This window comes from Caulobacter henricii, from assembly GCF_001414055.1.
GTDB classification, from domain to species: Bacteria; Pseudomonadota; Alphaproteobacteria; order Caulobacterales; family Caulobacteraceae; genus Caulobacter; species Caulobacter henricii.
Map to the genome: position 1 here is coordinate 3376476 of NZ_CP013002.1, position 24299 is coordinate 3400774.

Genomic DNA, 24299 nt, shown 5'->3' on the forward strand with positions numbered 1-24299 from the left:
GCGGAGTCCTAGCCGAAGCGGCCGGTGATGTAGTCTTGGGTGCGGCTGTCACGAGGATTGGTGAACATGTCCTCGGTCGAACCGCTCTCGACCAGCTTGCCCAGGTGGAAGAAGGCGGTCTTCTGCGACACGCGGGCGGCCTGGGCCATCGAGTGGGTGACGATGACGATGCAGAACTGGTTGCGCAGCTCGTCGATCAGTTCCTCGATGCGGGCCGTGGCGATCGGGTCGAGGGCCGAGCAGGGCTCGTCCATCAGGATCACTTCAGGACCGACCGCGATGGCGCGGGCGATGACCAGGCGCTGCTGCTGGCCGCCGGACAGGCCGGTGCCGGGCTGATGCAGGCGGTCGGCGACCTCGTTCCACAGGCCGGCCTTCTTCAGGCTGCTCTCGACGATGGCTTCCAGCTCGGCCTTGCCCGAGGCCAGGCCATGGATGCGCGGGCCGTAGGCGACGTTCTCGAAGATGGTCTTCGGGAAGGGGTTGGGCTTCTGGAAGACCATGCCGACCCGCGAGCGCAGGATCACCGGATCGACGCTCTTGAGATTGACGTCATTGCCGTCGATCTCGATCGCGCCGCTCACCTTGGCGGTGGGGATCGTGTCGTTCATGCGGTTGATGCAGCGCAGGAAGGTCGACTTGCCGCAGCCCGACGGGCCGATGAAGGCGGTGACCGACTTGCCCGGGATGTCGATATTGACGTCAAACAGAGCCTGCTTGTCGCCGTAGAAGACATTGACGTCCTTGGCGCGGATCTTGATCTCGTGGGTCGAGGCCGGGGCATAGGTCTGCGTCGAGGCCGTCTTGATGACGGGCGCGGAGACGGAGTCGTCGGGGCTGGCGGTGGTCATGGCGTGTCCCTGGACGAGGGGAAGGGCGGAAGGGTTCAGGATCATCAGGTCTACCAGCGGCGCTCGAAGCGGCGGCGCAGGATGACGGCCGCAGCATTCATGACGATCATGAAGACCAGGAGGACGATGATGGCGCCGGCGGTGCGTTCGTGGAAGGCACGCTCGGAGGCGTTCTCCCAGATGAACACCTGCACGGGCAGGACGGTGGCGGCACCGGTGAAGCCCTCGGGCACGCCGGGCACGAACGAGACCATGCCGATCATCAGCAGCGGGGCCGTTTCGCCCAGGGCGTGGGCGAGCGACAGGATGGCACCGGTCATCACACCCGGCATGGCCAGGGGCAGGACGTGGTGGAACACCGTCTGGGTCTTGGAGGCACCGACGCCGAGGGCCGCTTCGCGGATCGAGGGCGGCACGGCCTTCAGGGCCGAGCGGGTGGCGATGATCACGGTCGGCAGGGCCATCAGGGCCAGGACCAGACCGCCGACCAGGGGCGACGAGCGCGGTACCTGCAGCCAGTTGATGAACAGGGCCAGACCCAGCAGGCCGTAGACGATCGACGGCACGGCGGCGAGGTTGTTGATGTTGACCTCGATGATGTCCGTCCAGCGGTTCTTCGGGGCGAACTCTTCCAGATAGACGGCGGCCATCACCCCGGCCGGCACCGCGATCAGGGCGGTGATCAGCAGCATCATGGCCGAGCCGACCACGGCCCCCAGGACGCCGGCCTGTTCAGGCTCGGTGGAGTCGGAATTGGTGAAGAAGGCGAAGTTGAAGCCGGCCTTGACCGAACCGTCCTTGCGCAGCTGCTCCAGCCAGTCGAGTTGCTGGTTGTCGAGCTTGCGGTCTTCCTCGGCGGTCGAGCGCTTGATCTGGCCCTTGAAATAGAGGTCGGCGTCGGCCTTGAACGGACCGGTGACCGTCACGGTCTTGCCGATCAGCGACTTGTCGGCCTTGAGCTGGTTCAGCAGCTGGAAGCCGAAGTCCCGCGAGATCAGGTCCATGACCTTGCCCGAGACGAGACCCAGGTCGTCGTCCTGGACGCCCAGCTTCTTCATCGTCGCCTCGGCGACGATATAGTCATAGTTGACGCCCTCGAGATCGGACACGTCGATGCGGTCCGGGTTCAGATAGACCGGAATGCTCAGGGTGTGGGTCTCGAAGGTGGTGTAGCCCTGGTGGACGATCCGGCCCACGAGCACCACCAGGAAGATCATGGCCACGGTGATGGCCATCAGACCCTGGGCCTTGAACCAGACCTCGGCCTTGTGGCGCTTCTTCAGGCGGGCTTCCATGGCGGTCAGCGCAGGGCGAGCGGTGGAACCGACGGGGGTGGCGACGTCAGTCATACTGTTCCCGATACTTCTGGACGATGCGCAGGGCGATGATGTTGAGGCCCAGGGTGACGACGAACAGGGTCAGGCCCAGGCCGAAGGCCGAAAGGGTCTTGGGGCTGTCGAACTCCTGGTCGCCGGTCAGCAGGGTCACGATCTGCACGGTGACGGTGGTGACGGTGTCGAGCGGGTTGGCGGTGAGCTTGGCCTGCAGGCCGGCCGCCATGGTCACGATCATGGTCTCGCCGACGGCGCGGGACACGGCCAGCAGCATGGCGGCCATGATGCCCGGCAGGGCGGCGGGCAGGACCACCTTCTTGACCGTCTCGGACTTGGTCGCACCCATGGCATAGCTGCCGTCGCGCAGGGCCTGGGGCACGGCATTGATGATGTCGTCCGACAGGGACGAGACGAAGGGGATCAGCATGATGCCCATGACCACACCGGCCACCAGGGCCATCTGGTTCTGGACTTCCATCAGGTACTGGCCGGTTCCGTCCAGCGGACCGCCGATCAGCATGGCCCCGAGGGCATTGAAGCCGGCCCGGAACAGCGGCCCCACGGTCAGGGCGGCGAAGAAGCCGTAGACCACGGTCGGCACGCCGGCCAGGACTTCAAGCAGCGGCTTGATCGTCGAGCGCACGGGGCGGCTGGCATATTCCGACAGATAGATGGCCGAGTAGAGACCGACCGGAGCCGCCACGGCCATGGAGATCATCATGATCAGGAAGGTGCCGGCGAACAGCGGCACGGCCCCGAAAGCGCCTTCAGCGGCCACCTGGTCGGCGCGCATGGCGATCTGCGGGCTCCATTCGGTGCCGAACAGGAAGGCCATGGGCGAGACGCTCTGGAAGAAGCGCCAGCTTTCCCAGATCAGGGACAGGACAATGCCGAGAGTCGTCAGGACGGCGGCGATCGAACAGGCCATCAACAGACCGCCGACCCAGCCCTCGACCCGGTTACGGGCCCGGAAGTCGGCCGAAAGACGCGGGAAGGCCAGAAGGAAGCCGGCCAGGGCGAGCACGCCGGCCAGGCCCAGAACGCTGTACTGGATCAGGGCGTCGATGCGGCGGGCCTCGGCCACCTTGACGTCGAGCGCGGCTTTCAGCTCGCCCTCATAGGTGATTTCGCTGGGCGCAATGCCCTGGGCAATGGCCTGGGCGTCACTGAAGAAGACGTTCTGGCGGTCGATATCCAGGGCCTGGACGACCGCCGGGCGCTGCGCCTCCAGCATGGCGTCCTCGACGCGGTCGCCGAAGCTCACACCCAGCAGCAGCAGCAGGGCTGCCGGCACGCCGGCCCACAGGGCGGCATAGGCCCCGTAATAGCCCGGGAGCGAATGAAGGACGCGCTTGGCGCCACCGGACGCCTTCACGGCCCGGCGTTGACCGAGCACGTAGGCGGCGCCGGAGAACAGCGCCAGAAACAGGAGCGAGAGCCAGGTCAGCATGCGTGCGGCGGGGTCTTGCGCGAAGGGTTGCGATGACGTCGCCCAACGCGTCGTCCCGCCCGGTGGGAGCTATGCCCGCCAGGCGCTGTGCTTATGCGACGGTTAGATGACAGTTTGACGACAACGCCCGGGCTTCGGGCACCTGATTGTCATGGCACGGCTGAAATAGTTCGCCGTTGTCTTGAAATCGCAACGCAACGAAGCCACGCCATGTCCGTTCCGCCGCAGGCCCCGACCTGCCGCCGCAAGCCTGCCCCGGGACCGACTGGAGACCTGACTTGACCCTGCCCGCGACGACCCCGACCGATGACACAGCGGCACGCCGCCTGCGGCACGCCCTGATGCTGGGGACCTGTCTGGCCCTGCTGGCCGCGCCGGCGCTCGCCCAGAGCAGGGCCGCCGTCGAGGACGACAGCTATGAGGTCGACGCCCTGACGGTCACGGCCTCGCGCCAGCAGCCCGGCGCGGTGATCGGCGACATCCCGCCAGAACTGCAGCTGTCGCCGCGCGACATCCGCGCCTATGGCGTCTCCACCGTGTCCGAGCTGATCGCGGCCCTGGAGCCCCAGACCTCTTCGGCGCGCGGCGGCGATGCCGGCGGGCGGCCGGTGATCCTGGTCAATGGCGGCCGCATCTCCAGCTTCGCCGAGGTGCGCGACATTCCTTCGGAGGCCATCGCCCGGGTCGACATCCTGCCCGAGGAGGTCGCGCTGAAATATGGCTATCGCGCCGACCAGAAGGTCATCAACCTGGTACTGCGCCGCCGCTTCCAGGCCCGGACCGTCGAGGCCGGGGCCCGGCTGCCGACCCAGACCGGCGGCGGTGACCGGGTCGAGCTGCGCCTCAACCAGTTCAGCATCCAGCGCGACAACCGCTTCCTGATCGATGCCCGGGTCACCGACCAGAACGCACTTTATGAAAGCGAACGTCCCATCGCCCAGCCGCGTTCGGACGCCGCGTTCCGAAGCCTGATCCCCGACCAGGCCAGCTGGGCCCTGAACGCCGTGCTGTCGCGACCGGTCCGCGACGGGGTGTCGGGCACGCTCAATGCCAGTATCGAGGGCAGTGACAGCACCAGTTGGCTGGGTCGCAACCTTCTGACCTCCGGCCCACTCCGCCGGCAGTCGGAAACCCAGACCGGACATCTGGGCGGCGGGCTGATCGGGGCGATCGCCGGCTGGCGCTGGAGCGTGACCGGCAATGCCGAGCGGGCCAAGAGTGACAGCAGCACCGAGCGGCTGATCGCCGGCCTTGCCTATCGCGATCAGTCCAATTCGATCTCGACCACGGCCGACCTGAAGGCCGACTTCAGCGGCACCCTGCTGCGGCTTCCGGCCGGTGCGGTGACCTCGACGGTCAGCGGCGAAATCGAGACCGTGCATCTGGAAAGCGACTCCCTGCGGGCCGGGGTGGCGCGGTCGGGGGACCTGTCGCGTGATACCGGCAGCGCCAAGGTCAATCTCGACCTGCCCCTGACCAGCGTCCGCAATGATGTGCTGGCGGGTCTGGGCAATCTGTCGCTGAACCTCAACCTTGCGGCCGACCGCCTATCGGACTTCGGCACCCTGACCACCGTCGGCTACGGGGCCAACTGGTCGCCCGTCGAAGCGTTTCGCGTGATCGCTTCGGTGACCCGTGACCAGGGCGCGCCCAGCCTCGGCCAGATCGGCGATCCCGAGCAGTTGACCCCAGGCGTGCAGGTCTATGATTTCCGGCGGGGCGAGAGCGCCGTGATCTCACGGCTCAGCGGTGGCAACCGGACCCTGCGCGAGGAAGAAGGCCGGGTCATCAAGCTGGGCCTGAGCCTCAAGCCGTTCAGCAAGACCAACCTGACCCTGACGACCGAATATACCAATACCCGGACCGATGACCTGATCGCCGGCTTCCCGACCGGCACCAGCCAGATCGAGGCGGCCTTTCCGGAACGCTTCGTGCGCGACGCGGCGGGTCGGCTGCTGCAGATCGATGCCCGGCCGATCAATTTCGACCGCCGCCAGACCACCGAACTGCGGACCGGCTTCACCTTCCGCAAGGCCTTCGGACCCCAGCCGCAGCCGGGGCAGTTCCGGCAAGGCCAGGGCCAAGGTCAGGGACAGGGACAGCCCTCAAGCCAGGGCGGCGCGGCCACCCCGCGGCTAGGGGGCCAGGGGGCTCCAGCCGGCATGGGCGCGGAACAGGCGCTGCGCCTGGCCGGGCAGGACGGGGCTCCGTCCCAGGGATCGGCGACCGAGGCGCGCCGCGAAAGCGCGGATCGCAGCTTCGGCAATCCCGGCGGCGGACCCGGCGGGCCGGGTGGCGGCTTTGGGGGCGGTCGCGGCTTTGGCGGCGGCGGACCTCCGGGGGCCGGGACCTTCCAGATCGGCCTCTATCACACCGTCAAGTTCACCGATGAGATCGTCATCCGGCGTGGTCTGGCCCGGCTCGACCTGCTGGACGGGGCGGCCCTGGGGTCCAGTGGCGGCACGGCGAAGAACCAGCTCGACCTGCAGGCCAATCTGTCGCGCAGCGGGCTCGGCGCCAACCTCAATGCCCGCTGGCAGGAAGGGACGGTCGTTCGCGGCTCCGGCGCGCTCGGCTCCCAGGACCTGTCCTTCTCCGGCCTGACCACCGTGAATCTGCGCCTGTTCGCCGACCTGGGCGCGCAGCCGGCCCTGCGTGGCAAACCGTTCTTCCGGGGCGCGCGGATCAGCGGCGGCGTCGACAACCTGTTCGATGCCCGCCAGAAGGTCCGCGCCCCGGACGGGACGACGCCGATCACCTATCAGGAAGACTATCTGGATCCGCGTGGACGGGTGATCCGCGTGTCGATGCGCAAGCTGTTCTGATCCCGGTGCCCGCCTCCCGGTCAAATCCGGGAAGCGGGTGTCAGGCCTCGGCCTCGGCCTCGGCGACCGCCGCCTCGGCACTGGGCCCCGGCCCGGCAAGGGCTCCGGACTTGGACATCGGGATATAGAAGGCGAAGGTCGCCCCCTCGCCCTGAACGCTTTCGACCGTCAGGCCGCCCCGGTGGCGGTTCATGATGTGCTTGACGATCGCCAAACCCAGGCCGGTGCCGGAGCGATCGCCGCTCTTCTGGCCCTCGACCCGGTAGAAGCGTTCGGTCAGACGCGGCAGGTGCTCGCGAGCCAAGCCCGGCCCGCGATCGGTGACCCGCAGGGCCGCATAGCGCTCGCCGGCGGCATGATCAGGCGTCAGCAGGGACATGCGCGCCGCCGCCGGGTCTCGGGGCGAGGCCGCAGCGTCCGCCGACAGGCCGGGAAAGATCTCGACCCGAACGACCCCGCCGCGGGGGGTATATTTGATGGCGTTGTCGATCAGGTTCTGGATCACCTGGATGATCTGGTCGCGATCGCCCTCGACCACGGCCGCACCGCGCGGCGGCAGAACCGGATCGAAGGCGACCGCCTTCTCCTTGGCCTGGGGAGCGAGGGCGTCGATGACGTCGATCGCGGCCATGGCCAGGTCGACCCGACCCAGCGGCGCGATGTGCTCGTTGAGCTCGATCCGCGACAGGCTCATCAGGTCATCGATCAGCCGCGACATCCGCTCGGCCTGGGCCAGCATGATGCCCAGGAACTTGTCGCGGGCCCCGGGATCGTCCTTGGCGTGGCCGCGCAGGGTCTCGATGAAGCCCGACAGTGAGGCCAGGGGCGTCCGCAGTTCATGGCTGGCATTGGCCAGGAAGTCCGCGCGGGTTCGCTCGCTGCGCCGGGCATCGGTTTCGTCGCGCAGCACCAGCATGGCCAGGCGCGACACCTGGGACGTGTCGCTGAGAGGCCGGGCATAGGCGATCCAGGACCGCCCCTGGGTCCCGCCGGTCTCATATTCCACCGCCCGCTCGATGCCGCCGAACAGGGCCTCGTCCACGGCTTCGAGTACCTGGGGATTGCGCATGGCGGTCACCAGCAGGGTGCCTTCGCGTTGAATCCGGAAGAGCTCGCGGGCCGCCGCATTGGCGAAGACGAACCGGCGCCCGGTCAGGTCGTCAGCCTCTTCGGCGGCAATGACCATCAACGGATCGGGGAGGTGCTCCAGAATGACGCCGTAGGGCGGTCCACTGCGGTCGGGGGCCGGAGCCAGGGTCGGGGCCGGGCGAAGCCGGGCCTGGGCAGCCTTGTAGCGGGTGTTCAGATAGAGCCCGCCGGCCGCCGCGGCCAGGGCGGCCACGAGCGCTGGCCCGACCTGGGCGGCACCGGTCGCCGCCAGGGTCAGGATCGCCGCCGGACCGACGGTCAGCGGCAGGGCGGCACCGCCAAGCAGCCGCGTGAGGATGGGATCGGAGTGGTTCTCCGGCGGCATGGACAGGCGCCTCGTTTTTCGCCGTGGAGGGGATTCGACGAAGCAGATATGGCGCCCCGCCAAGCCATGCGATAGACGGTTGGCCGCTCTAATGCGTGACAATGGCGTTGCTCACCGCAATTTCGCCGCAACGTGACGCAAGTTAGGGTCTGGGTTCTTATCCGAGGTGGTTGTTCGTAATGCAGCGCAAGGTCCTGGTCGCGACAGTCGCAGCCGCTCCTCTCCTGGCTTTGGCGTTTGGCGCTTACGCTGAAACCTCGGTCACCACGGCCCGTACGACGCCGATCGCGACGTCGACCGCCAATAATGGCGCAGCCGACGACGTGAAGGTCACCGCCGACGGGTCGATCAAGCCGACCACCGCCGGTGCGCTGATCTCCCTCGACAGCAACCACAAGGTCACCAGCCTGGGGACCCTGGCCACGGTCGGGGTCAATGATTCGACCGGCATCCTGGTGCTGGGCGGCAGGACCGGATCGGTGAGCAACGGCGCGGCGATCACCCTCAACGAAGACTACACGCCGACCGACACCGATTCCGACGGCGATACCGACGGGGCCTTCGCCACCGGCTCCAACCGCTTCGGCATCCGCCTGACCGGCGCCGGGGCCTTTACCGGCAACATCGTCAATGAGACCGCCGGGGCCATCACGATCGAGGGCAACAACTCGGCCGGCGTCTCGCTCGAAAGCGCCCTGATCGGCAATTTCACCAATAATGGCACGGTGACCCTGCTCGGCGACAACAGCGCCGGCATCAAGATCGCGGCTCCTGTGACCGGCAAGGTGACCGTCAATGGCGGCGTCTCGGTCATCGGCAAGAACACGGTCGGCGTCGCCGTCGACGGCGATGTCAGCGGCGCCTTCGTCGTCCAGGGCGGCGTCACGGCGACCGGATACCGCTTCACCACCCGTCCATCCCTGGCCGCCGATCGCGCCAAGCTGGACGCCGACGACGTGCTGCAGGGCGGCTCGGCCCTGCGCGTCACGGCCAATGTGGCCGGCGGCCTCCTGCTCGACATTCCGCCGAAAGACACCGACCCCAACAAGACCGACGACGACGGTGACGGTGTGGTCGACACCAGCGAAGGCTCCGCCGCGCTGACCGCCTTCGGCGCGGCCCCGGCCCTGCTGATCGGCTCCGACACCCGCACCGTGACGCTCGGCGCAGTCGGAACGGGTGACAATGCCTATGGCCTCGTCGCACGCGGCGCGATCAGCACCAGCGGCGTCTTTGACGGCATCTCGGCCACGGCGATCCAGGTCGGCGGCAATGCCGGCCAGGCCACGACCCTGGCGGGCGGCGTCAAGCTGTCCTCTACCGTCGCCGCCAGCGCCTATGAGGCCAATGCCACCGGTCTGCTGTTCAAGTCGGGAGCCCGCGCGCCGACCCTGTGGAACCAGGGCTCGATGTCGGTGTTCACCGTCTCGGAAGGCGTCTTTGACGCCCGCGCCGTGGCTATCGACGCCGGTGCCGCCGTGACCACCTTCCGCAATGACGGCGCGATCACCGCGACGGTCGGCGGCGAAAAGGGCAGCGCCTACGGCGTCATCGACTATTCGGGCCTGCTGACCAGTATCCAGAACAACGGCAAGATCTCGACCTCGGTGGTCGCCACTGATGACGCTGCTGATACCGATGACTCCGACCTTCTGCCGGGCAACGAGGTCGTCACCGGCAAGGCCGTGGCCATCGATGTCAGCCGCAACACCACCGGCGTCACCCTGATCCAGGCCGGCCTGAGCGATGGTGACGACCTCTCAGACGGTGTTGCCGACCCCGATGCGGACGGCGACGGCGTCGACGATGCCGACGAGCCGGCCATCCTGGGCGCGGTCCGGTTCGGCTCGGGCGCGGACACCTTCCGGGTGCTGAACGGCTCGGTGATCGGCGACATCGCCTTCGGCGCAGGTGCCGACACCTTCGTGATCGACAATAACTCGCTGGTCCTGGGGGCCCTGACCGACAGCGACGGCCTGCTGTCGATCACGGTCGGCAAGGGCAGCCTCGGCATTTCGAACGCCGCCACCATCAATGCCACCAGCCTGACGGTCAGCTCGACCAGCAAGATCCTGTTCACCGCCGATCCGACGGCCGGGACCAATACCCGTCTGCAGGTATCCGGCGCGGCGACCATCGCCAGCGGCGCCGAGCTCGGCATCCGTCTGACCGGCCTGGTCAAGCAGCCGACCTCCTATACGGTGATCTCGGCCGGCAGCCTGACGGTCGGCTCGATCGGCCAGGCCCTGCTGGCCGATTCGCCCTATCTCTACGTCGCCTCCAGCCGCTCCGACGCCAAGAACGTCTATATCGACGTGCGCCGCCGCTCGGCCGCCGAGATCGGCATGACCCGCTCACAGGCCGGGGCCTATGACGCGGTATTCAGCGCCCTGGGCAGCAGCTCCGAACTCTCGACCGTCTTCCTCGCCCAGAATGGCAAGGACGGGTTCCTGGGCGTCTATGACCAGATGCTGCCCGACCAGGGCGAAGGCCTGTTCGCCTCGCTGCAGTCGGCCAACCAGATGATCTCGGCCGCCACGGCCGTCCGTCCCGATCCGGGCGAGCGCTATGGCCCCGACAGCCTTTGGATCCAGGAGATCAACTCGCTGGTCCGTCGCGATGCCAGCGACACGCCGGGCTCGGACAACCAGGCCTTCGGCTTCGTCGCCGGCTATGAGGCCATGGGCGACGCGGGCGGTGCCCTGGGCCTGACCCTGGCCTATGTGAACGTCGAGGAACACGACATCGCCGCCAAGATCGGCGAGCAGACCACGGCCTCCTTCGTGCAGGGCGGGGCCTATTGGCGTCGTTCGGTCGGCGGCTGGCGTCTGAATGCCGGCGGCGGCGGCGGCTTTGGCTGGTTCACCGGCGATCGGCGCTTCATCGCCCCCGACGCCAATGCCGACGGTACGGCCGACCTCCTCCTGGCCAATACGGCGGACTGGACGGGCGCCACGCTCAATGCCTTCGCCGGCGGGGCCTATGAACACAAGATCGGCCGCTATTTCGTCCGGCCCGAGGGCCGCGTGGACTATGTCTGGCTGCGTGAAGGCGAGCGCAAGGAAACCGGCGGTGGCTCGGGCTTTGACCTGACCGTCGAGGAGCGCACCTCCAGCAACCTGTCCGGCGAGTTCGGCATCGCCTTCGGTGCCGACTTCGGCCAGGACGTCTGGTGGCGGCCTGAAGTGCGGGTCGGCTATCGTCAGACCCTGGCCGGCGAAACGGGCGACACGGTGGCCCGCTTCAAGAACGGCAACCCCTTCACCCTGGCAGCCCTCGACGACAAGCAGGGGGCCCTGACGCTCGGCTTCGCGCTGAAGGCCGGCACGCCGATGTCCTACCTCGCCCTTGAGGGCGGGGCCGAAGCGACCAAGAAGCAGAAGCGCTACAATCTGCGCCTGTCCGGACGGGCGATGTTCTAACCGCCAGCCCGGCCTCTGGCCGGGGCGCTCGATCTGCAAATCCAGACCTCCCGTCACGGATGCCGTGGCGGGAGGTCTTGTGTTTTGGGGCCTGAACAATCCGCACCGTGACGAATTGTCTCGGTACGGATAATGAGCCGTTAACCCTCTACCTCTCTGTGTTGGCTGAAGTTTCCTGGCCCAGGCCGGGACGCTGAATCGCGCCTTCAGATTTTCTCATGGCCGGTTCGTCTAATCTCTATTCACGAGCTAGGAATAATACCGTTTCCTAAGCCAAGCAGGACGGACCGCCGAGGCGGCCCGATAGGGGAATATGATGACGACCCAGAAGACCACCTTGCGGACAGCCTTGATCGCTGGCGTTTCGGCCCTGACCATGGCCGGCGCCGCCAATGCCCAGACCCCCCAGGACGCCGAGGCCCGCATCGCCGCGCTGGAAGCCCAGCTCGCCGCCCTGTCCGGCCAGATCGCGGACCTGAAGGCCGCCACGGCCGCCAACGTCAAGGATGTCCGCGCCGCCCAGTCGGCCACCACGATCAGCCTGGCCAATGCCCGCCCGACCATCACCACCGGCGACGGAGCCTTCACGGCCTCGTTCCGCGGCATCTTCCAGGCCGATGCGGCAATCTATGATCAGCGCGACGCCGGCCCCCTGGCCACCGACTTCCGCCGCGGTTCGTTCGGCGACGCCACCGAAAATGACCGGGCCCGCGACCTGGGCGACGGTGCCAACATCCGCCGCGCCCGCTTCGGCATCGAGGGCAAGGCCTTCGGCGCCTTCGACTACAACATGATCTATGACTTCGGCGGTTCGGGCACGGAAGAAGCCGGCAAGATCTCGTCGGCCTGGGTGCAGTACAGCGGCTATCCGGTGAAGATCCGGGCCGGCATCTATGCGCCGGTCACCAGCCTGGAAGACGCCGCCAACAACACCGGCTCGCTGTTCGTCGAGCGCGCCTCGGTCGCCGAGACCGTGCGCGGCCTGGCCGGCGGCGACGGTCGCGCTGCGATCGGCCTGCTGGCCAATGGCGAGCGCTGGAACGCTTCGGCCGCCCTGACCGGCAATACGGTCACGACCCAGACCTTTGACGAGCAGGTCGGCTTCGTGGGCCGGGTGGCCTATGTGCCCTTCAAGGGCCTGGACTGGCTGGTGCATGTCGGTGCCAATGCCAATCTGATCCTCGACCCGGCCGCATCCGGTCCTGACGTGGCCTCGGCCGGCGGCGCCGTGACCAATGTTCGTCTGCGCGATCGCCCGGAACTGCGCGTCGATGGCACGCGTCTGATCGATACCGGCAATATCGACGCCGACGGCATCAATGTCCTGGGTCTCGAGTTCGGTGCCCAGCACAAGAACCTCTATGTCCAGGCCGAGTACTTCAACATCGACGTCGAGCGCCGCAACAGCGCCCTGCCCGATCCGGAGTTCGATGGCTGGTACGTCCAGGGTGGCTGGACCATCACGGGCGAGCCACGCCGCTACAACATCGCCACCGCCGGCTTCGATGCGCCGCGCGCGGCCAAGCCGTTTGATCCCAAGAAGGGTCAGTGGGGCGCGCTGGAACTGGGCCTCCGGTATTCGAACCTCGACCTGAACTATCGTTCGGGCGGCCCCGGCAATCCTGCCCTGCCCGGCGCGATCCGTGGCGGTGAGCAGAATATCGTCTCGATCGGCCTGAACTGGTACCTCAACAACATCGTTACCGTCTCTGGCACGTACCGCAATGTCGAGGTCCGTCGCCTGTCACAGGGCGGTACCGCCTTTGTGGCAGGCTCGACCCCGGCCGCCGGCACACAGGTCGGGCAGGACCTCGATATCTGGTCACTGCGAACCCAATACGCATTCTAAACCCTAGCTTCTTGGATCCGAGGACGTCCCGAATGACCCGTAGTTTCAACAAACCCACGCGTCGGGGCCTCCTCGGCGCCGCTTCGGCCGGGGCAGCGGCTGTCGCTGCTCCGGCCCTGATGTCGGGCCAGGCCCAGGCGCAAGGCGTCAAGGGTCTGACCCTGCTGAATGTCAGCTATGACCCGACCCGCGAGCTCTACAAGGACCTCAACGCGGCCTACATCAAGTACTGGAAGGACAAGGTCGGCCAGACCCTGACCATCAACCAGAGCCATGGGGGGTCGGGCAAACAGGCCCGCTCGGTGATCGACGGTCTGCAGGCCGACGTCGTCACCCTGGCCCTGGCCTATGACATCGACGAAATCGCCGCCAAGGCCAAGTTGCTGCCGGCCAACTGGCAGTCGCGCCTGCCCAACAACTCGACGCCCTATACCTCGACCATCGTGTTCCTGGTCCGCAAGGGCAACCCCTGGAAGATCAGGGACTGGGGCGACCTGATCAAGCCGGGCATCGACGTCATCACGCCCAACCCCAAGACCTCGGGCGGAGCGCGCTGGAACTATCTGGCGGCCTGGGCCTGGGCCCTGAAGCAGCCCGGCGGCAATCCGGCCAGGGCCCAGGCCTTTGTCACGGAGCTGTTCAAGCACGTGCCGATCCTCGACACCGGGGCGCGCGGCGCGACCACCACCTTCACCCAGCGCGGCATCGGTGACGTCCTGCTGTCCTGGGAAAACGAGGCCTATCTCGCCCAGGAAGAACTGCCGGGGAAGTTCGACATCGTCTATCCGTCGCTGTCGATCCTGGCCGAGCCTCCCGTGGCGATCGTCGACAAGAATGTTGACCGCCGCAAGTCCCGCCTGGCCGCCGAGGGCTATCTGAACTTCCTCTACAGCCCCCTGGCCCAGGACCTGATCGGCAAGAACCACTACCGGCCGCGCAATGCCGCCGCGGCAGCCAAATATGCCGGCAAGTTCAAGGCCATCCCGCTGGTCACAATCGACGACACCTTCGGCGGCTGGAAAAAGGCCCAGGCCACGCACTTCGCCGACGGCGGTGTCTTCGACAAGATCTACCAGCCGAAATAGGCGGCTCGCCTCGACCACAGGGGATCCCGCGGTTCCTGGTACACCAAGTCAGTGGCGTGGATCCCGATGGGATTCACGCCGCTTCTTTTTTGGTCCATGCTCCCCGCAAGATCGGGAACCCGTCAGGGCGGGGACCGACAAACGTCGCGTGCGTTTGTGCCGCATTGGGGAAAACATGCCGGACCGAACGACCTGATGACGGACGAATCAGAACCGTGGCGCGCCTCTGCCGCCAGCAAGTCGGCGCGCGTGGCCATGATCGTCACTGACGCTGACCAGCCCGACAATCCGATCATCTACGCCAATGACGCCTTCCTTAAGCTCACCGGCTATGCCCGTGAGGAGGTGATCGGTCGCAACTGCCGATTCCTGCAGGGCTCCGACTCCGATCGCGCCGAAGTGGCCAAGATCAGTCACGCCCTCCAGACAGGGGAGGACGTCACCGCCGAGATCCTCAACTATCGCAAGGATGGCTCATCCTTCTGGAACGCCCTCCAGATCAATCCGGTCCGCAACGACAAGGGTGTCATCACCTGCTTCATCGCCTCACAGGTGGACGTCAGCGACACGCACCGCGACGAGCCGCCGGTCGCCGATGGCCGCAATGACCTGGAAAGGGTGGTCGCTGAACGCACGCGCGAGCTGACCCAGGCCCTGGAACAGAAGACGGCCCTGCTCCATGAGGTGGACCATAGGGTCAAGAACAACCTGCAGCTCATCTCCTCCCTGCTGCTGCTGCAAAACCGCCGGGTGACCGACCCGGCCGTCAAGCATGCCCTGCGCGGGATGCTCGAGCGGGTCGGCGCGATCGCCACAGTCCATCGCCGCCTGTTCCAGAGTGACGATATCGAACGCTTCGATGTTTCCGCCTTTATCCGCGACCTGGTGGCCGACCTGATGGGCACTGCGGGCCGCAACGACATCGCCTTCGAACTGGATCTGGAACGGGTGGAGGTCCCCGCCGCCAAGGCCGCCCCCCTGGCCCTGGTGGCCAACGAACTGCTGTCCAATGCCCTGAGGCACGCCTTTCCCGTGGGCCAGGCCGGTCGTATCTTGATTGGAATCCGGCGGATGGACGACACCCTGCGGATCGAAATCGCCGATGATGGTGTGGGTTCCGGGGCCGCGACGCAGTCCTCGGGCTTTGGGCTGACCATTGTTCAACTGCTGTGCCAGCAGCTGAAGGCCAAGGCCGAAACCACCGACGCCTCGCCGGGAACGCGGGTGGTCATCACCCTGCCGGTGAACGGCGCGCCACACTAGGGCAGGCCGGGCCTTTTCGGACGCGCTTTTGGATGACAGGGGGGACAGGGTCCGCTATCGAGACCCGCCCATTTGCGTACAGGATCCGCCCCTTGACCGACGCCGCCGAGGAAGCGGGCTGGGCCACAGCCAAGACCCTGGCCGAGGCCCTGCCCTATATCCAGATCTATGACCGCGAGACGGTGGTGATCAAATACGGCGGCCACGCCATGGGTCAGGAAGAGGTGGCCAAGGTGTTCGCCGCCGACGCCGTGCTGCTCAAGCTGCTGGGTGTCCATCCGGTGGTCGTGCACGGCGGCGGTCCGCAGATCAGCCGCATGCTGGAGCGGGCCGGCGTCAAGTCGACCTTCGTTGACGGCCTGCGGGTCACCGACGAAGCCACCATGGAAGTGGCCGAGATGGTGCTGTCGGGGGCCATCAACAAGGAAATCGCCAACTGGATCACCCTGGCCGGTGCCGAAGCCGATGTCCGGGGCGTGGGCCTGTCGGGCAAGGACGCCCGGATGATCACCGCCGAGAAGGTGACCCGCACCAAGCGCGACCCTGACAGCAATATCGAACAGGTCGTCGATCTGGGCTTTGTCGGCGAGCCGACCAAGGTCGATCCCCACATCATCCAGGCCCTGCTGTCGTCGGAGACCGACTACATCCCGGTGATCGCCCCGATCGGCGTGTCCGAGGCCGGCCAGACCTTCAACATCAATGCCGACACCGTGGCCGGGGCCCTGGCCGGGGCCCTGAAGGCCAAGCGGATGCTGATGCTGACCGACATTGCCGGCGTCCTGGACGGCGAGGGCCAGCTGATCCGTCAGATGACCGTGGCCGAGGCCCGGGAGCTGATCGCCACGGGCGTCGCCAGCGGCGGCATGATCCCCAAGCTGGAAAACGCCATCCACGCCGTGGAATCGGGCGTCGAGGCCGTGGTCATTCTCGACGGCCGTCGCCCCCACGCCATGCTGGTCGAGCTGTTCAGCGAGCACGGCGCCGGTACGCTGATCTCGCGATGAGCGACGCCCCGCCTGCGGACCTGACCCACGTCGAGACCTGGCTCTTCGACCTCGACAACACCCTGTATCCCGCCGAGTGCGAGTACATGGCGCTGATCGAGGGCAAGATGACCGACTTCATGGAGCGGGCCACCGGCCTGCCCCGCGACGAGGCCCGGGCGATCCAGAAGAAGTACTATCACGAGCACGGCACCACCCTGGCCGGGCTGATGGCCCATCACGGCATCGCGCCCAAGGCCTTCCTCGACGAAGTGCATGACGTCTCGATGGACCGGCTGGTCCCAGACCCCGTCCTGCGCTCGGCGATCGACACCCTGCCCGGCCGGCGACTGATCTTCACCAACGGCTCTCTGGGCCATGCCGAGCGGGTCCTGGGCCATCTGGGCCTGGACCATCTGTTCGAAGACGTTTTCGCCATCGAAACGGCCGACTACCTGCCCAAGCCGGCCATGGCCACCTTCGAGAAGATCGTCTCGCGCCATGACCTGTCCGCCCCGGCCACCGCCTTTTTCGAGGACAGCGAGAAGAACCTGGCCCCCGCCGCGGTGCTGGGCATGACCACCGTCCTGGTCGGGGCCCATGCGGCCGCCTCGACCGCCGATTTCGTCCACCACCGCACGCACGACCTCGCCGGGTTCCTGACCTCGGCGCGCCTGAAGGATCTCATGCCATGACCACCGTCAGCCCCCCCGCCATTTCTTTGGCTGATCTGCAGACCGAGATCGAAGCCGCCTGGGAGGCCCGCGACGGCATCTCCACCGCCACGACCGGCCCGGTCCGGACGGCGGTCGAGGAATCCCTGCTGCTGCTCGACAGCGGCAAGGCCCGGGTCTCGGAGAAGATCGACGGCGAATGGACCACCCACCAGTGGCTGAAGAAGGCCGTGCTGCTGTCCTTCCGCCTCAACCCCAACAGCGTGATGCGGGCCGGTACCCTGGGCGACGGGGTCGGTCCGTGGTGGGACAAGGTGCCCAACAAGTTTGACGGCTGGAACGCCCCCAATTTCGAGGCCGCCGGCTTCCGGGCCGTGCCCGGGGCCATTGTCCGCCGCGGGGCCTTCATCGGCCGGAACGTCATCCTGATGCCCTCGTTCGTCAATATCGGCGGCTATGTAGATGACGGCACCATGGTCGACACCTGGGTCACGGTCGGCTCCTGCGCCCAGATCGGCAAGAACGTCCACCTGTCGGGCGGCGTCGGCATCGGCGGCGTGCTGGAGCCCCTGCAGGCCAACCCGACCATCATCGAGGACAACTGCTTCATCGGCGCCCGCTCCGAAGTCGTCGAGGGCGTGATCGTCGGCGAGGGCTCGGTCCTGTCGATGGGCGTGTTCATCAGCGCCTCGACCAAGATCGTCGACCGCAAGACCGGCCAGGTCCACATCGGCAAGGTGCCGCCCTACAGCGTCGTGGTCCCCGGCAACCTGCCCGACCCCCATGGCGGCCCGGGCCTCTACTGCGCCGTCATCGTCAAGACGGTGGACGCCCAGACGCGGTCGAAGACCTCCATCAACGAGCTGCTGCGGGACTAGTCACGAATACGCGCCTCACCCTATAGTTGCGACCTGGGGTGAGGCGTCATGGACAAACTGAAGGCCGCATTTGATTTCCGGGGGCGGGCCTCCCGGCTTGAGTTCTGGCGCTACCAGCTGCTCCAGGCGCTGGGTGGTGGACTGATACTCTGCCTGACGGTGCCCGCGACGGTGATCGGAGGGTGGCTCGGTGCCATTCCCTTCCTGTTGCTGCTACCGCTCATCGTCGCTTGTGTCTGTGTTGCGATCCGTCGTCTGCACGATCGTAACCGTCGAGCGTGGTGGCTGCTGCTCTTCCTGTTTGGCCCCTTTGCCCTTGCGGGATTAGGGGGAACCCTGGCCGCGTCCGAAGAGACATTTCTCATCGCGTTACTGGTGAGCCTGGCCGGGATGGGCCTTGCGATCTGGGGCTGGGTCGAGATGGGCTTCCTACGCGGCGCAAAGGGCGCCACGCACTTTGGACCCGAGCCCTCCAGGCTAGGCTGAGTTCGCAATCGACCTGACGCTCGGCCTGACCCCGTCAGGCCGAGACCCCGAACACCGCCCCGACCCCAGCGGTCAGGGCCATGGCGATCGCGCCCCAGAAGGTCACCCGGACCACGGCCTTGACGATGGGGGCACCGCCCGCCCGCGCGCCGATACCGCCCAGCAGGGCCAGGAACAGCAGCGAGGCCACAGACACCGCCACGACGATGGCGCTGGCCGGCACAATGATCGCCGTGACCAGGGGCAGGGCCGCCCCCGTGGCGAAGGTCGCCGCCGAGGTCAGGGCCGCCTGGATCGGCCGGGCCGTGGTGATCTCGGAAATGCCCAGCTCCTCGCGGGCATGGGCCCCCAGGGCGTCCTTGGCCATCAGCTGGCCGGCGACCAGGCGGGCGACGTCAGGTTCGACCCCGCGCGCCACATAGAGGCCGGCCAGTTCGTCGAGTTCGAAGGCCGGCTGGGTGTCCAGCTCGGCCCTTTCCCGCGCCAGATCCGCCCGTTCGGTGTCGGACTGGGAACTGACCGAAACATATTCCCCGGCGGCCATCGACATGGCCCCGGCCACCAGACCCGCCACCCCGACGACGAGAATCTCGCCCCGCCCCTGGGACGCGGCAGCGACGCCGACGATGAGGCTGGCGGTCGAGACGATCCCGTCATTGGCCCCCAGCACGGCGGCGCGCAGCCAGCCGACCCGTTCGATCAGATGGCGTTCGCGATGAAGGCTCATGGGGCATCTCCTCAGGGACCCTAGCGATGGCCCATCCGGCGCGCCGCGCCTTGACCCGCATCAAGCCCGATCGGCTAACGCTTGCGCCCACCGTCGAGTTCATAGGGCGTCCCGTCCCGGTGGCGGTAGGCTTCCTCACCCTCGCGCAGGATCAGGTCGATATCCGGATAGTCGCAGCCATCGGTTTCGGGCGCGCGGGTGCCGATTTCCAGCAGCACCGCCATCCTGCCCGAGCGGTTCTGGATATGGTGGCCATTGGCGACCCCGGCCTTGAAGCCGGCGCAGTCGCCGGCCCGCAACACGGTCTCGCCCTCGTCCTCGACCAGCACCACCTCGCCCTCGACCACCCAGGTGAACTCGTCCTCGGCGGTGTGCCAGTGACGCTGGCTGGTCCAGGAACCCGGCGGCAGGCGCATCAGATTGACCCCGAACTGGGTCAGACCCGCCGCATCGCCCAGCTTCCAGCGCTGCCGCCCCTGGCACGGCGTGTCATAGGGCGGCGGATAGGCCGTGCCGAAACGGGTCGGCGCGGCGTCGATGTCGATCTTGGGCATGAGAGATCCGGCAACAGGCTTGCGTGGTTTGCGTCGGGCAGAAGGGAAGCTTAAAGCCAGCATCATGACCAGTCCCGCGCCCGAACCTGTCATCATCGACCCCGTCGACCTCGCCCAGGCCCTGATCCGCCGCCCGTCGGTGACCCCGGCCGACGAGGGCGCGATGGACATCCTGCAGCGCCAGCTGGAGGCCCTCGGCTTTGGCTGCCGGCGCATGAAGTTCGGCGAGATCGAGAACCTCTATGCCCGGCGCGGGACCGCCCGGCCAAACCTCTGCTTCGCCGGCCATACCGATGTGGTGCCCGTCGGCGACGACGCCGCCTGGACCGCCGGCCCGTTTGAGGCCCAGATCCGGGACGGCGTGCTCTATGGCCGCGGCGCGGTCGACATGAAGAGCGCCATCGCCGCCTTTGTCTCGGCCGTCGGCAACAGCCCGGAGCACCCCGGCTCGATCAGCTTCCTGATCACCGGCGACGAAGAGGGCGTGGCCGAGGACGGCACCGTCAAGGTCGTCGAGGCCCTGGCGGCCGAGGGCGAGATCATCGACCACTGCATCGTTGGCGAGCCGACCAGCGCCGCCCTGCTGGGCGACATGGTCAAGATCGGCCGGCGCGGCAGCATCAATGCCTGGATCACGGTCGAGGGCCAGCAGGGCCACGTGGCCTATCCGCATCGCGCCGCCAATCCGATCCCGGTGCTGGTCTCGATCCTGTCGCGCCTGCAGAGCCGGGTGCTGGACGAGGGCTATGAGGGCTTCCAGCCCTCGAACCTGGAAGTCACCACCGTCGATGTCGGCAACACCGCGACCAATGTGATCCCGGCCACGGCCCGGGCGCGGGTCAATATCCGCTTCAACCCGGCCCACAGGGGCAGGGACCTGCAGGCCTGGATCGAGGGCGAATGCGCCGCGGCGGGCGAGGGCTTCAAGGCCCGCGCCGAGGTCATGTGCAAGATCAGCGGCGAGGCCTTCCTGACGAAGCCCGGCCCCTTCACCGAGGTGATCGTGGCGGCCGTCGAGGAGGCCACCGGCCGCAGCCCGGAGCTCTCGACCACCGGCGGCACCAGCGATGCCCGGTTCATCCGCAGCCTCTGCCCCGTCGTCGAGTTCGGCCTGGTCGGCTCGACCATGCACCAGGTCGACGAGCGGGTGCCGGTCCAGGAGATCCGTGATCTGACCAAGGCCTATGAGGCCCTGATCCGCCGCTATTTCGTGGCCTTCGCCTGATGGCCCGCGCCGCCCTGGCAAGCTGGCCTTTCTGGGCCCTGGCCTCGGCGGTGTTTGCGGCGATGACGGCGATCCTTGCCAAGGTCGGGATCGAGGGCGTGGGCTCCAACCTCGCCACCTTCATCCGCACCGTGGTGATCCTGGCCTTTGCCGGTCTGATCCTGACCCTGTTTGGCGAGTGGCGGGCCCCGGGCGAGATCTCGCGCCGCTCGTGGATCTTCCTGATCCTGTCGGGCCTGGCCACCGGTGCCTCATGGCTGTGCTACTTCCGGGCCCTGAAACTGGGCGACGCCAGCCGGGTGGCCCCGATCGACAAGCTCAGCGTGGTGCTGGTGGCCGTCTTCGCCGCCGCCTTCCTGGGCGAGCGGCCCTCGAGCCTGAACTGGCTGGGCGTAGCCCTGATCGCGGCGGGGGCAGTGCTGGTGGCGGTGCGGGTCTAGACCATGGACGAGTTTTCGATCGATCAGGTCCTGGCCGAGGTGGCCGTGCTGGTGAAGCCGCACTTCGGCAAGGGCCGGCCGGCGGACTATATCCCCCAGCTGGCGACCGTGCCGGGCTCGAAATTCGGCATGGCCGTCTGCACGCTCGACGGCGGCGAGCATGTGATCGGCGATGCCGATGAGCCCTTCTCGGTCCAGAGCATCACCAAGGTCTTCGCCCTGGGCCTGGCTCTGAACCGGTTCGGCGACGAGGTCTGGACCCGGGTCGGCAAGGAGCCGTCGGGCACGCCGTTCAACCATCTCTCGCAGTTGGAGGCCGAGGGCGGGGTGCCGCGCAACCCGTTCATCAATGCCGGGGCCCTGGCGATCACCGACCACCTGCTGGAGACCGTGCGCGATCCCGCCGCCCTGGTGCGCGGCTTTGCCGGCTTCCTGGCCGACGCGCCGGTGCAGATCGACGAGGCGGTGGCGGCCTCTGAACTGGCCCATGCCCACCAGAACCGCGCCATCGCCCACCTGATGCGCGGCCGGGGCACGATCAGCCATGATCCCGAGGCCGTGGTCGCCGCCTATTGCCGCCAGTGCGCCCTGACGATGAGCTGCCGCCAGTTGGCGCGAGCCCTGCTGCCCCTGGCGGCCGGCGGCTTCTCGCCGGTGATCCAGGAGACCATCTTCCCCGAGCGCCTGACCCGCCGGCTCAATGCCCTGCTCCTGACCTGCGGCATCTATGACAGCGTCGGCAGCTTCGCCTATCGCGTCGGCCTGCCGGCCAAGAGCGGCGTCGGCGGCGGCATCGTGGCCGTGGTGCCCGGCAAGGCGGTGATCTGCGTCTGGTCGCCGGAACTGGACCGCTTCGGAACCTCCGTGGTCGGAACAGCAGCGCTCGAGGCATTCAGCCAGTTGACGAATTGCTCGGTGCTTTAAGGCGGGCACTTGCCCCCTCCGGGCCCTTGGCCCTCCTCCCCCGGAGGGGGAAGATGAAGTCATCCTCCCCCTCCGGGGGAGGACGGCTGCGAAGCAGCCAGGAGGGGGCGAGTGTCAGTCCCCGTACCCCACGCCCACCAGATAGAGCCCATCCGCCGGAGCCACAGGCCCGCAGGCCGTGCGGTCCTTCGCCTCCAGGGCATCCTTCACATCCTGCGCACTCCACCGCCCGATCCCGACCTCGGCCAGGGTGCCGGTCATCGACCGCACCTGACGATGCAGGAAACTCCGCGCCTCAAAGGCCAGGCAGACCACCTCACCCTCACGCCAGACCCGCGCGACATCGAGGGTCTTGAGCGGCGACTTGGCCTGGCAGTGCATGTCGCGGAAGGTGGTGAAGTCATGCAGACCTACCAGGGCCTGCGCGGCCTCATGCATGGCCTCTGCGTCCAGCGGCTTCTTGATGTGCCAGACCCGGCCCTTGTCGAGGGCGGGGGGGGCAGGCCGGTTGAGGATGCGATAGAGATAGCGCCGCTCATTGGCCGAGAACCGGGCATGCCAGTCCCCCTCGGCGATCTCGCAGGCCAGGATGCTGACCGCCTCCTGGGTGAGGTGGGCATTGAGGGCGTTCATCACCGTCTGGGCGGGCCAGTCGCGCTCGAGATCCACATGCACGACCTGTCCCGTCGCATGGACGCCGGTGTCGGTGCGGCCGGCCGCCGCGATGCGGAGCGCCTGGCCGCTGAAAGCCTTCACCGCCGCCTCGATGGCCCCCTGCACCGAAGGCAGGGTCGCCTGGGCCTGGAAGCCGCAATAGGGCCGGCCGTCATACTCGACGAGGAGGCGGTAGCGGGGCATCAGGCCAGAACGGTCCCGGCCTTCAGCGGGAAGCCCCGGATGAAGTCGCCGGCGTCCTGGGCGCCCTTGCCTTCGCGCTGGGCCTTCAGCAGACGCACCGCGCCGTCTCCGCAGGCGATCAGCAGGCTGTCGTCCAGCACGGTGCCGGGCTCTCCGGCTGCGTCCTCGACGCGCGACAGCAGGGCCTTCACGCGAACCGGGCCCTTCTCGGACGGCGCCTCGAACCATGCGCCCGGGAAGGGCGACAGGCCGCGGATGTGGCAGTCGATTTCGGCGGCGGGCCGGGTCCAGTCGATGCGGGCCTCGGCCGACTTGATCTTCTTGGCGTAGGTCACGCCCTCTTCGCTCTGCGGCGTCTCGCGGGCCCCGCCGCGCTCAATGGCCCCCAGGGCCACCGGCAGGATGCGCGAACCCACGGCGGCGAGCTTGTCGTGCAGAGAGCCGGCGGTGTCGAGCGCATCGATCCGCACCTGTTCGGACATCAGGATCGGCCCTTCGTCGAGGCCCTCGCTCATCCGCATCACCTGGACACCGGTGACAGCGTCCCCGGCCATGATCGCCCGTTGGATCGGGGCCGCGCCGCGCCAGCGGGGCAGCAGCGAGGCGTGCAGGTTGAAACAGCCCTCGCGGGGGGCATCGAGCACGGCCTTGACCAGGATCTGGCCGAAGGCGACCACGACGGCGGCGTCGAGATCCAGGGCCTGGAAGGCCTCGATCTCCTCGGGCGTCTTCATCGAGACCGGCGTGCGCACCGGCAGACCCAGGCCTTCAGCGAAGGCGTGGACCGGCGAGGGCTTCAGGTCCTGGCCGCGACCGCGCGGGGCGGGCGGCTGGGAATAGACGGCCACGATCTCGTGGCCCGAGGCGACCAGTTCGGCCAGACAGGCCACAGCGAAATCAGGGGTGCCGAGGAAAGCGATGCGCATGGGCGCGGTTTAGCGGTCCGCGCCCCGCATTGAAAGCCGTTGGGAAAAGTGTCGAGGAAAGCGGCAGG

The 24299-nt window shown here is 67.6% G+C and carries 20 protein-coding genes; 12 read left to right on the forward strand and 8 right to left on the reverse strand.

The window, feature by feature from the left end:
• Window positions 1–8: 8 nt before the first annotated feature.
• From pstB to pstC, 3 genes are read right to left on the reverse strand one after another with little or no spacing between them, the layout of a single operon-like run.
• Entirely contained in the window at window positions 9–851 is an 843-nt protein-coding gene (pstB, locus tag AQ619_RS15855) for a phosphate ABC transporter ATP-binding protein PstB (RefSeq protein WP_084746311.1), read from the reverse strand.
• 50 nt (window positions 852–901) lie between these two features.
• A complete protein-coding gene (gene pstA, locus AQ619_RS15860) occupies window positions 902–2200 on the reverse strand; it encodes a phosphate ABC transporter permease PstA (RefSeq protein ID WP_062149858.1) in 1299 nt (432 codons plus the stop codon).
• Window positions 2193–3635, reverse strand: a complete 1443-nt coding sequence (pstC, locus tag AQ619_RS15865) for a phosphate ABC transporter permease subunit PstC (RefSeq protein WP_062149861.1) — start codon at window positions 3633–3635, stop codon at window positions 2193–2195. Before pstC ends, pstA begins: the two co-directional genes overlap by 8 nt.
• 278 nt (window positions 3636–3913) lie before the next feature.
• Between pstC and AQ619_RS15870 the strand changes: the two genes are divergently transcribed.
• Window positions 3914–6460, forward strand: coding sequence for a TonB-dependent receptor (locus tag AQ619_RS15870; protein WP_062149864.1), 2547 nt, complete (start codon window positions 3914–3916; stop codon window positions 6458–6460).
• A gap of 40 nt (window positions 6461–6500) precedes the next feature.
• Here AQ619_RS15870 and AQ619_RS15875 read toward each other — a convergent pair whose 3' ends face one another.
• The gene (locus AQ619_RS15875) at window positions 6501–7934 is read right to left on the reverse strand and encodes a sensor histidine kinase (protein ID WP_062149867.1); all 1434 of its coding nucleotides are present in this window, start codon (window positions 7932–7934) and stop codon (window positions 6501–6503) included.
• A 179-nt stretch (window positions 7935–8113) separates the two neighbouring features.
• On the opposite strand from AQ619_RS15875, the gene AQ619_RS15880 reads away from it, so the two are divergent.
• The 8 genes from AQ619_RS15880 (at window position 8114) to AQ619_RS15915 (ending at window position 18577) form a co-directional block, all read left to right on the forward strand.
• Window positions 8114–11356 carry an autotransporter family protein gene (locus AQ619_RS15880; RefSeq protein WP_062149869.1) on the forward strand — a complete coding sequence of 1081 codons (3243 nt, stop codon included), beginning with the start codon at window positions 8114–8116 and terminating at the stop codon, window positions 11354–11356.
• A 316-nt stretch (window positions 11357–11672) separates the two neighbouring features.
• The gene (locus AQ619_RS15885) at window positions 11673–13205 is read left to right on the forward strand and encodes an OprO/OprP family phosphate-selective porin (protein WP_084746314.1); all 1533 of its coding nucleotides are present in this window, start codon (window positions 11673–11675) and stop codon (window positions 13203–13205) included.
• A 32-nt stretch (window positions 13206–13237) separates the two neighbouring features.
• Entirely contained in the window at window positions 13238–14290 is a 1053-nt protein-coding gene (locus AQ619_RS15890; protein ID WP_062149875.1) for a sulfate ABC transporter substrate-binding protein, read from the forward strand.
• 195 nt (window positions 14291–14485) lie between these two features.
• Complete coding sequence (lovK, locus tag AQ619_RS15895; RefSeq protein ID WP_062149878.1) at window positions 14486–15553, forward strand: photosensory histidine protein kinase LovK; 1068 nt, start codon at window positions 14486–14488, stop codon at window positions 15551–15553.
• Window positions 15554–15645: 92 nt separating this feature from the next.
• Window positions 15646–16560, forward strand: coding sequence for an acetylglutamate kinase (gene argB / locus AQ619_RS15900; protein WP_062149879.1), 915 nt, complete (start codon window positions 15646–15648; stop codon window positions 16558–16560).
• On the forward strand, window positions 16557–17234 hold the full coding sequence (locus AQ619_RS15905) for a pyrimidine 5'-nucleotidase (RefSeq protein WP_062149881.1): 678 nt from the start codon (window positions 16557–16559) through the stop codon (window positions 17232–17234). The genes argB and AQ619_RS15905 overlap by 4 nt, the downstream gene beginning before the upstream one ends.
• Entirely contained in the window at window positions 17231–18091 is an 861-nt protein-coding gene (gene dapD / locus AQ619_RS15910) for a 2,3,4,5-tetrahydropyridine-2,6-dicarboxylate N-succinyltransferase (RefSeq protein WP_062149886.1), read from the forward strand. Before AQ619_RS15905 ends, dapD begins: the two co-directional genes overlap by 4 nt.
• A gap of 48 nt (window positions 18092–18139) precedes the next feature.
• A complete protein-coding gene (locus AQ619_RS15915; protein WP_062149889.1) occupies window positions 18140–18577 on the forward strand; it encodes a DUF805 domain-containing protein in 438 nt (145 codons plus the stop codon).
• Between the two features lie 34 nt (window positions 18578–18611).
• On the opposite strand, the gene AQ619_RS15920 is transcribed toward AQ619_RS15915, so the two are convergent.
• Window positions 18612–19304, reverse strand: coding sequence for a VIT1/CCC1 transporter family protein (locus tag AQ619_RS15920; RefSeq protein ID WP_062149892.1), 693 nt, complete (start codon window positions 19302–19304; stop codon window positions 18612–18614).
• Window positions 19305–19378: 74 nt separating this feature from the next.
• Window positions 19379–19858, reverse strand: a complete 480-nt coding sequence (locus AQ619_RS15925) for a cupin domain-containing protein (RefSeq protein WP_062149895.1) — start codon at window positions 19856–19858, stop codon at window positions 19379–19381.
• 64 nt (window positions 19859–19922) lie between these two features.
• On the opposite strand from AQ619_RS15925, the gene dapE reads away from it, so the two are divergent.
• The 3 genes from dapE to AQ619_RS15940 are packed head-to-tail and all read left to right on the forward strand — an operon-like array spanning window position 19923 to window position 22447.
• Window positions 19923–21083, forward strand: coding sequence for a succinyl-diaminopimelate desuccinylase (dapE, locus tag AQ619_RS15930; protein WP_062149898.1), 1161 nt, complete (start codon window positions 19923–19925; stop codon window positions 21081–21083).
• The gene (locus tag AQ619_RS15935) at window positions 21083–21523 is read left to right on the forward strand and encodes an EamA family transporter (protein ID WP_062149901.1); all 441 of its coding nucleotides are present in this window, start codon (window positions 21083–21085) and stop codon (window positions 21521–21523) included. The genes dapE and AQ619_RS15935 overlap by 1 nt, the downstream gene beginning before the upstream one ends.
• A gap of 3 nt (window positions 21524–21526) precedes the next feature.
• The gene (locus AQ619_RS15940) at window positions 21527–22447 is read left to right on the forward strand and encodes a glutaminase (protein ID WP_062149904.1); all 921 of its coding nucleotides are present in this window, start codon (window positions 21527–21529) and stop codon (window positions 22445–22447) included.
• 114 nt (window positions 22448–22561) lie between these two features.
• Here the strand turns inward: AQ619_RS15940 and truA are convergent, their stop codons facing one another.
• Together truA and fmt are read right to left on the reverse strand one after the other, a co-directional pair.
• Window positions 22562–23305, reverse strand: coding sequence for a tRNA pseudouridine(38-40) synthase TruA (gene truA / locus AQ619_RS15945; protein ID WP_062149907.1), 744 nt, complete (start codon window positions 23303–23305; stop codon window positions 22562–22564).
• A complete protein-coding gene (gene fmt / locus AQ619_RS15950) occupies window positions 23305–24231 on the reverse strand; it encodes a methionyl-tRNA formyltransferase (RefSeq protein WP_062149910.1) in 927 nt (308 codons plus the stop codon). Before fmt ends, truA begins: the two co-directional genes overlap by 1 nt.
• Window positions 24232–24299 lie beyond the last annotated feature (68 nt).

Bases quoted from the DNA above. Each gene is read 5' to 3' on its own strand.
- lovK (WP_062149878.1), top strand. From the start codon at position 14,486: ATGACGGACGAATCAGAACCGTGGCGCGCCTCTGCCGCCAGCAAGTCG.
- pstB (WP_084746311.1), bottom strand. From the start codon at position 851: ATGACCACCGCCAGCCCCGACGACTCCGTCTCCGCGCCCGTCATCAAG.
- fmt (WP_062149910.1), bottom strand. From the start codon at position 24,231: ATGCGCATCGCTTTCCTCGGCACCCCTGATTTCGCTGTGGCCTGTCTG.
- AQ619_RS15885 (WP_084746314.1), top strand. From the start codon at position 11,673: ATGACGACCCAGAAGACCACCTTGCGGACAGCCTTGATCGCTGGCGTT.
- AQ619_RS15915 (WP_062149889.1), top strand. From the start codon at position 18,140: ATGGACAAACTGAAGGCCGCATTTGATTTCCGGGGGCGGGCCTCCCGG.
- AQ619_RS15935 (WP_062149901.1), top strand. From the start codon at position 21,083: ATGGCCCGCGCCGCCCTGGCAAGCTGGCCTTTCTGGGCCCTGGCCTCG.
- AQ619_RS15920 (WP_062149892.1), bottom strand. From the start codon at position 19,304: ATGAGCCTTCATCGCGAACGCCATCTGATCGAACGGGTCGGCTGGCTG.
- AQ619_RS15880 (WP_062149869.1), top strand. From the start codon at position 8,114: ATGCAGCGCAAGGTCCTGGTCGCGACAGTCGCAGCCGCTCCTCTCCTG.
- dapD (WP_062149886.1), top strand. From the start codon at position 17,231: ATGACCACCGTCAGCCCCCCCGCCATTTCTTTGGCTGATCTGCAGACC.
- pstA (WP_062149858.1), bottom strand. From the start codon at position 2,200: ATGACTGACGTCGCCACCCCCGTCGGTTCCACCGCTCGCCCTGCGCTG.
- AQ619_RS15940 (WP_062149904.1), top strand. From the start codon at position 21,527: ATGGACGAGTTTTCGATCGATCAGGTCCTGGCCGAGGTGGCCGTGCTG.
- truA (WP_062149907.1), bottom strand. From the start codon at position 23,305: ATGCCCCGCTACCGCCTCCTCGTCGAGTATGACGGCCGGCCCTATTGC.
- AQ619_RS15905 (WP_062149881.1), top strand. From the start codon at position 16,557: ATGAGCGACGCCCCGCCTGCGGACCTGACCCACGTCGAGACCTGGCTC.
- AQ619_RS15925 (WP_062149895.1), bottom strand. From the start codon at position 19,858: ATGCCCAAGATCGACATCGACGCCGCGCCGACCCGTTTCGGCACGGCC.
- AQ619_RS15875 (WP_062149867.1), bottom strand. From the start codon at position 7,934: ATGCCGCCGGAGAACCACTCCGATCCCATCCTCACGCGGCTGCTTGGC.
- AQ619_RS15890 (WP_062149875.1), top strand. From the start codon at position 13,238: ATGACCCGTAGTTTCAACAAACCCACGCGTCGGGGCCTCCTCGGCGCC.
- dapE (WP_062149898.1), top strand. From the start codon at position 19,923: ATGACCAGTCCCGCGCCCGAACCTGTCATCATCGACCCCGTCGACCTC.
- pstC (WP_062149861.1), bottom strand. From the start codon at position 3,635: ATGCTGACCTGGCTCTCGCTCCTGTTTCTGGCGCTGTTCTCCGGCGCC.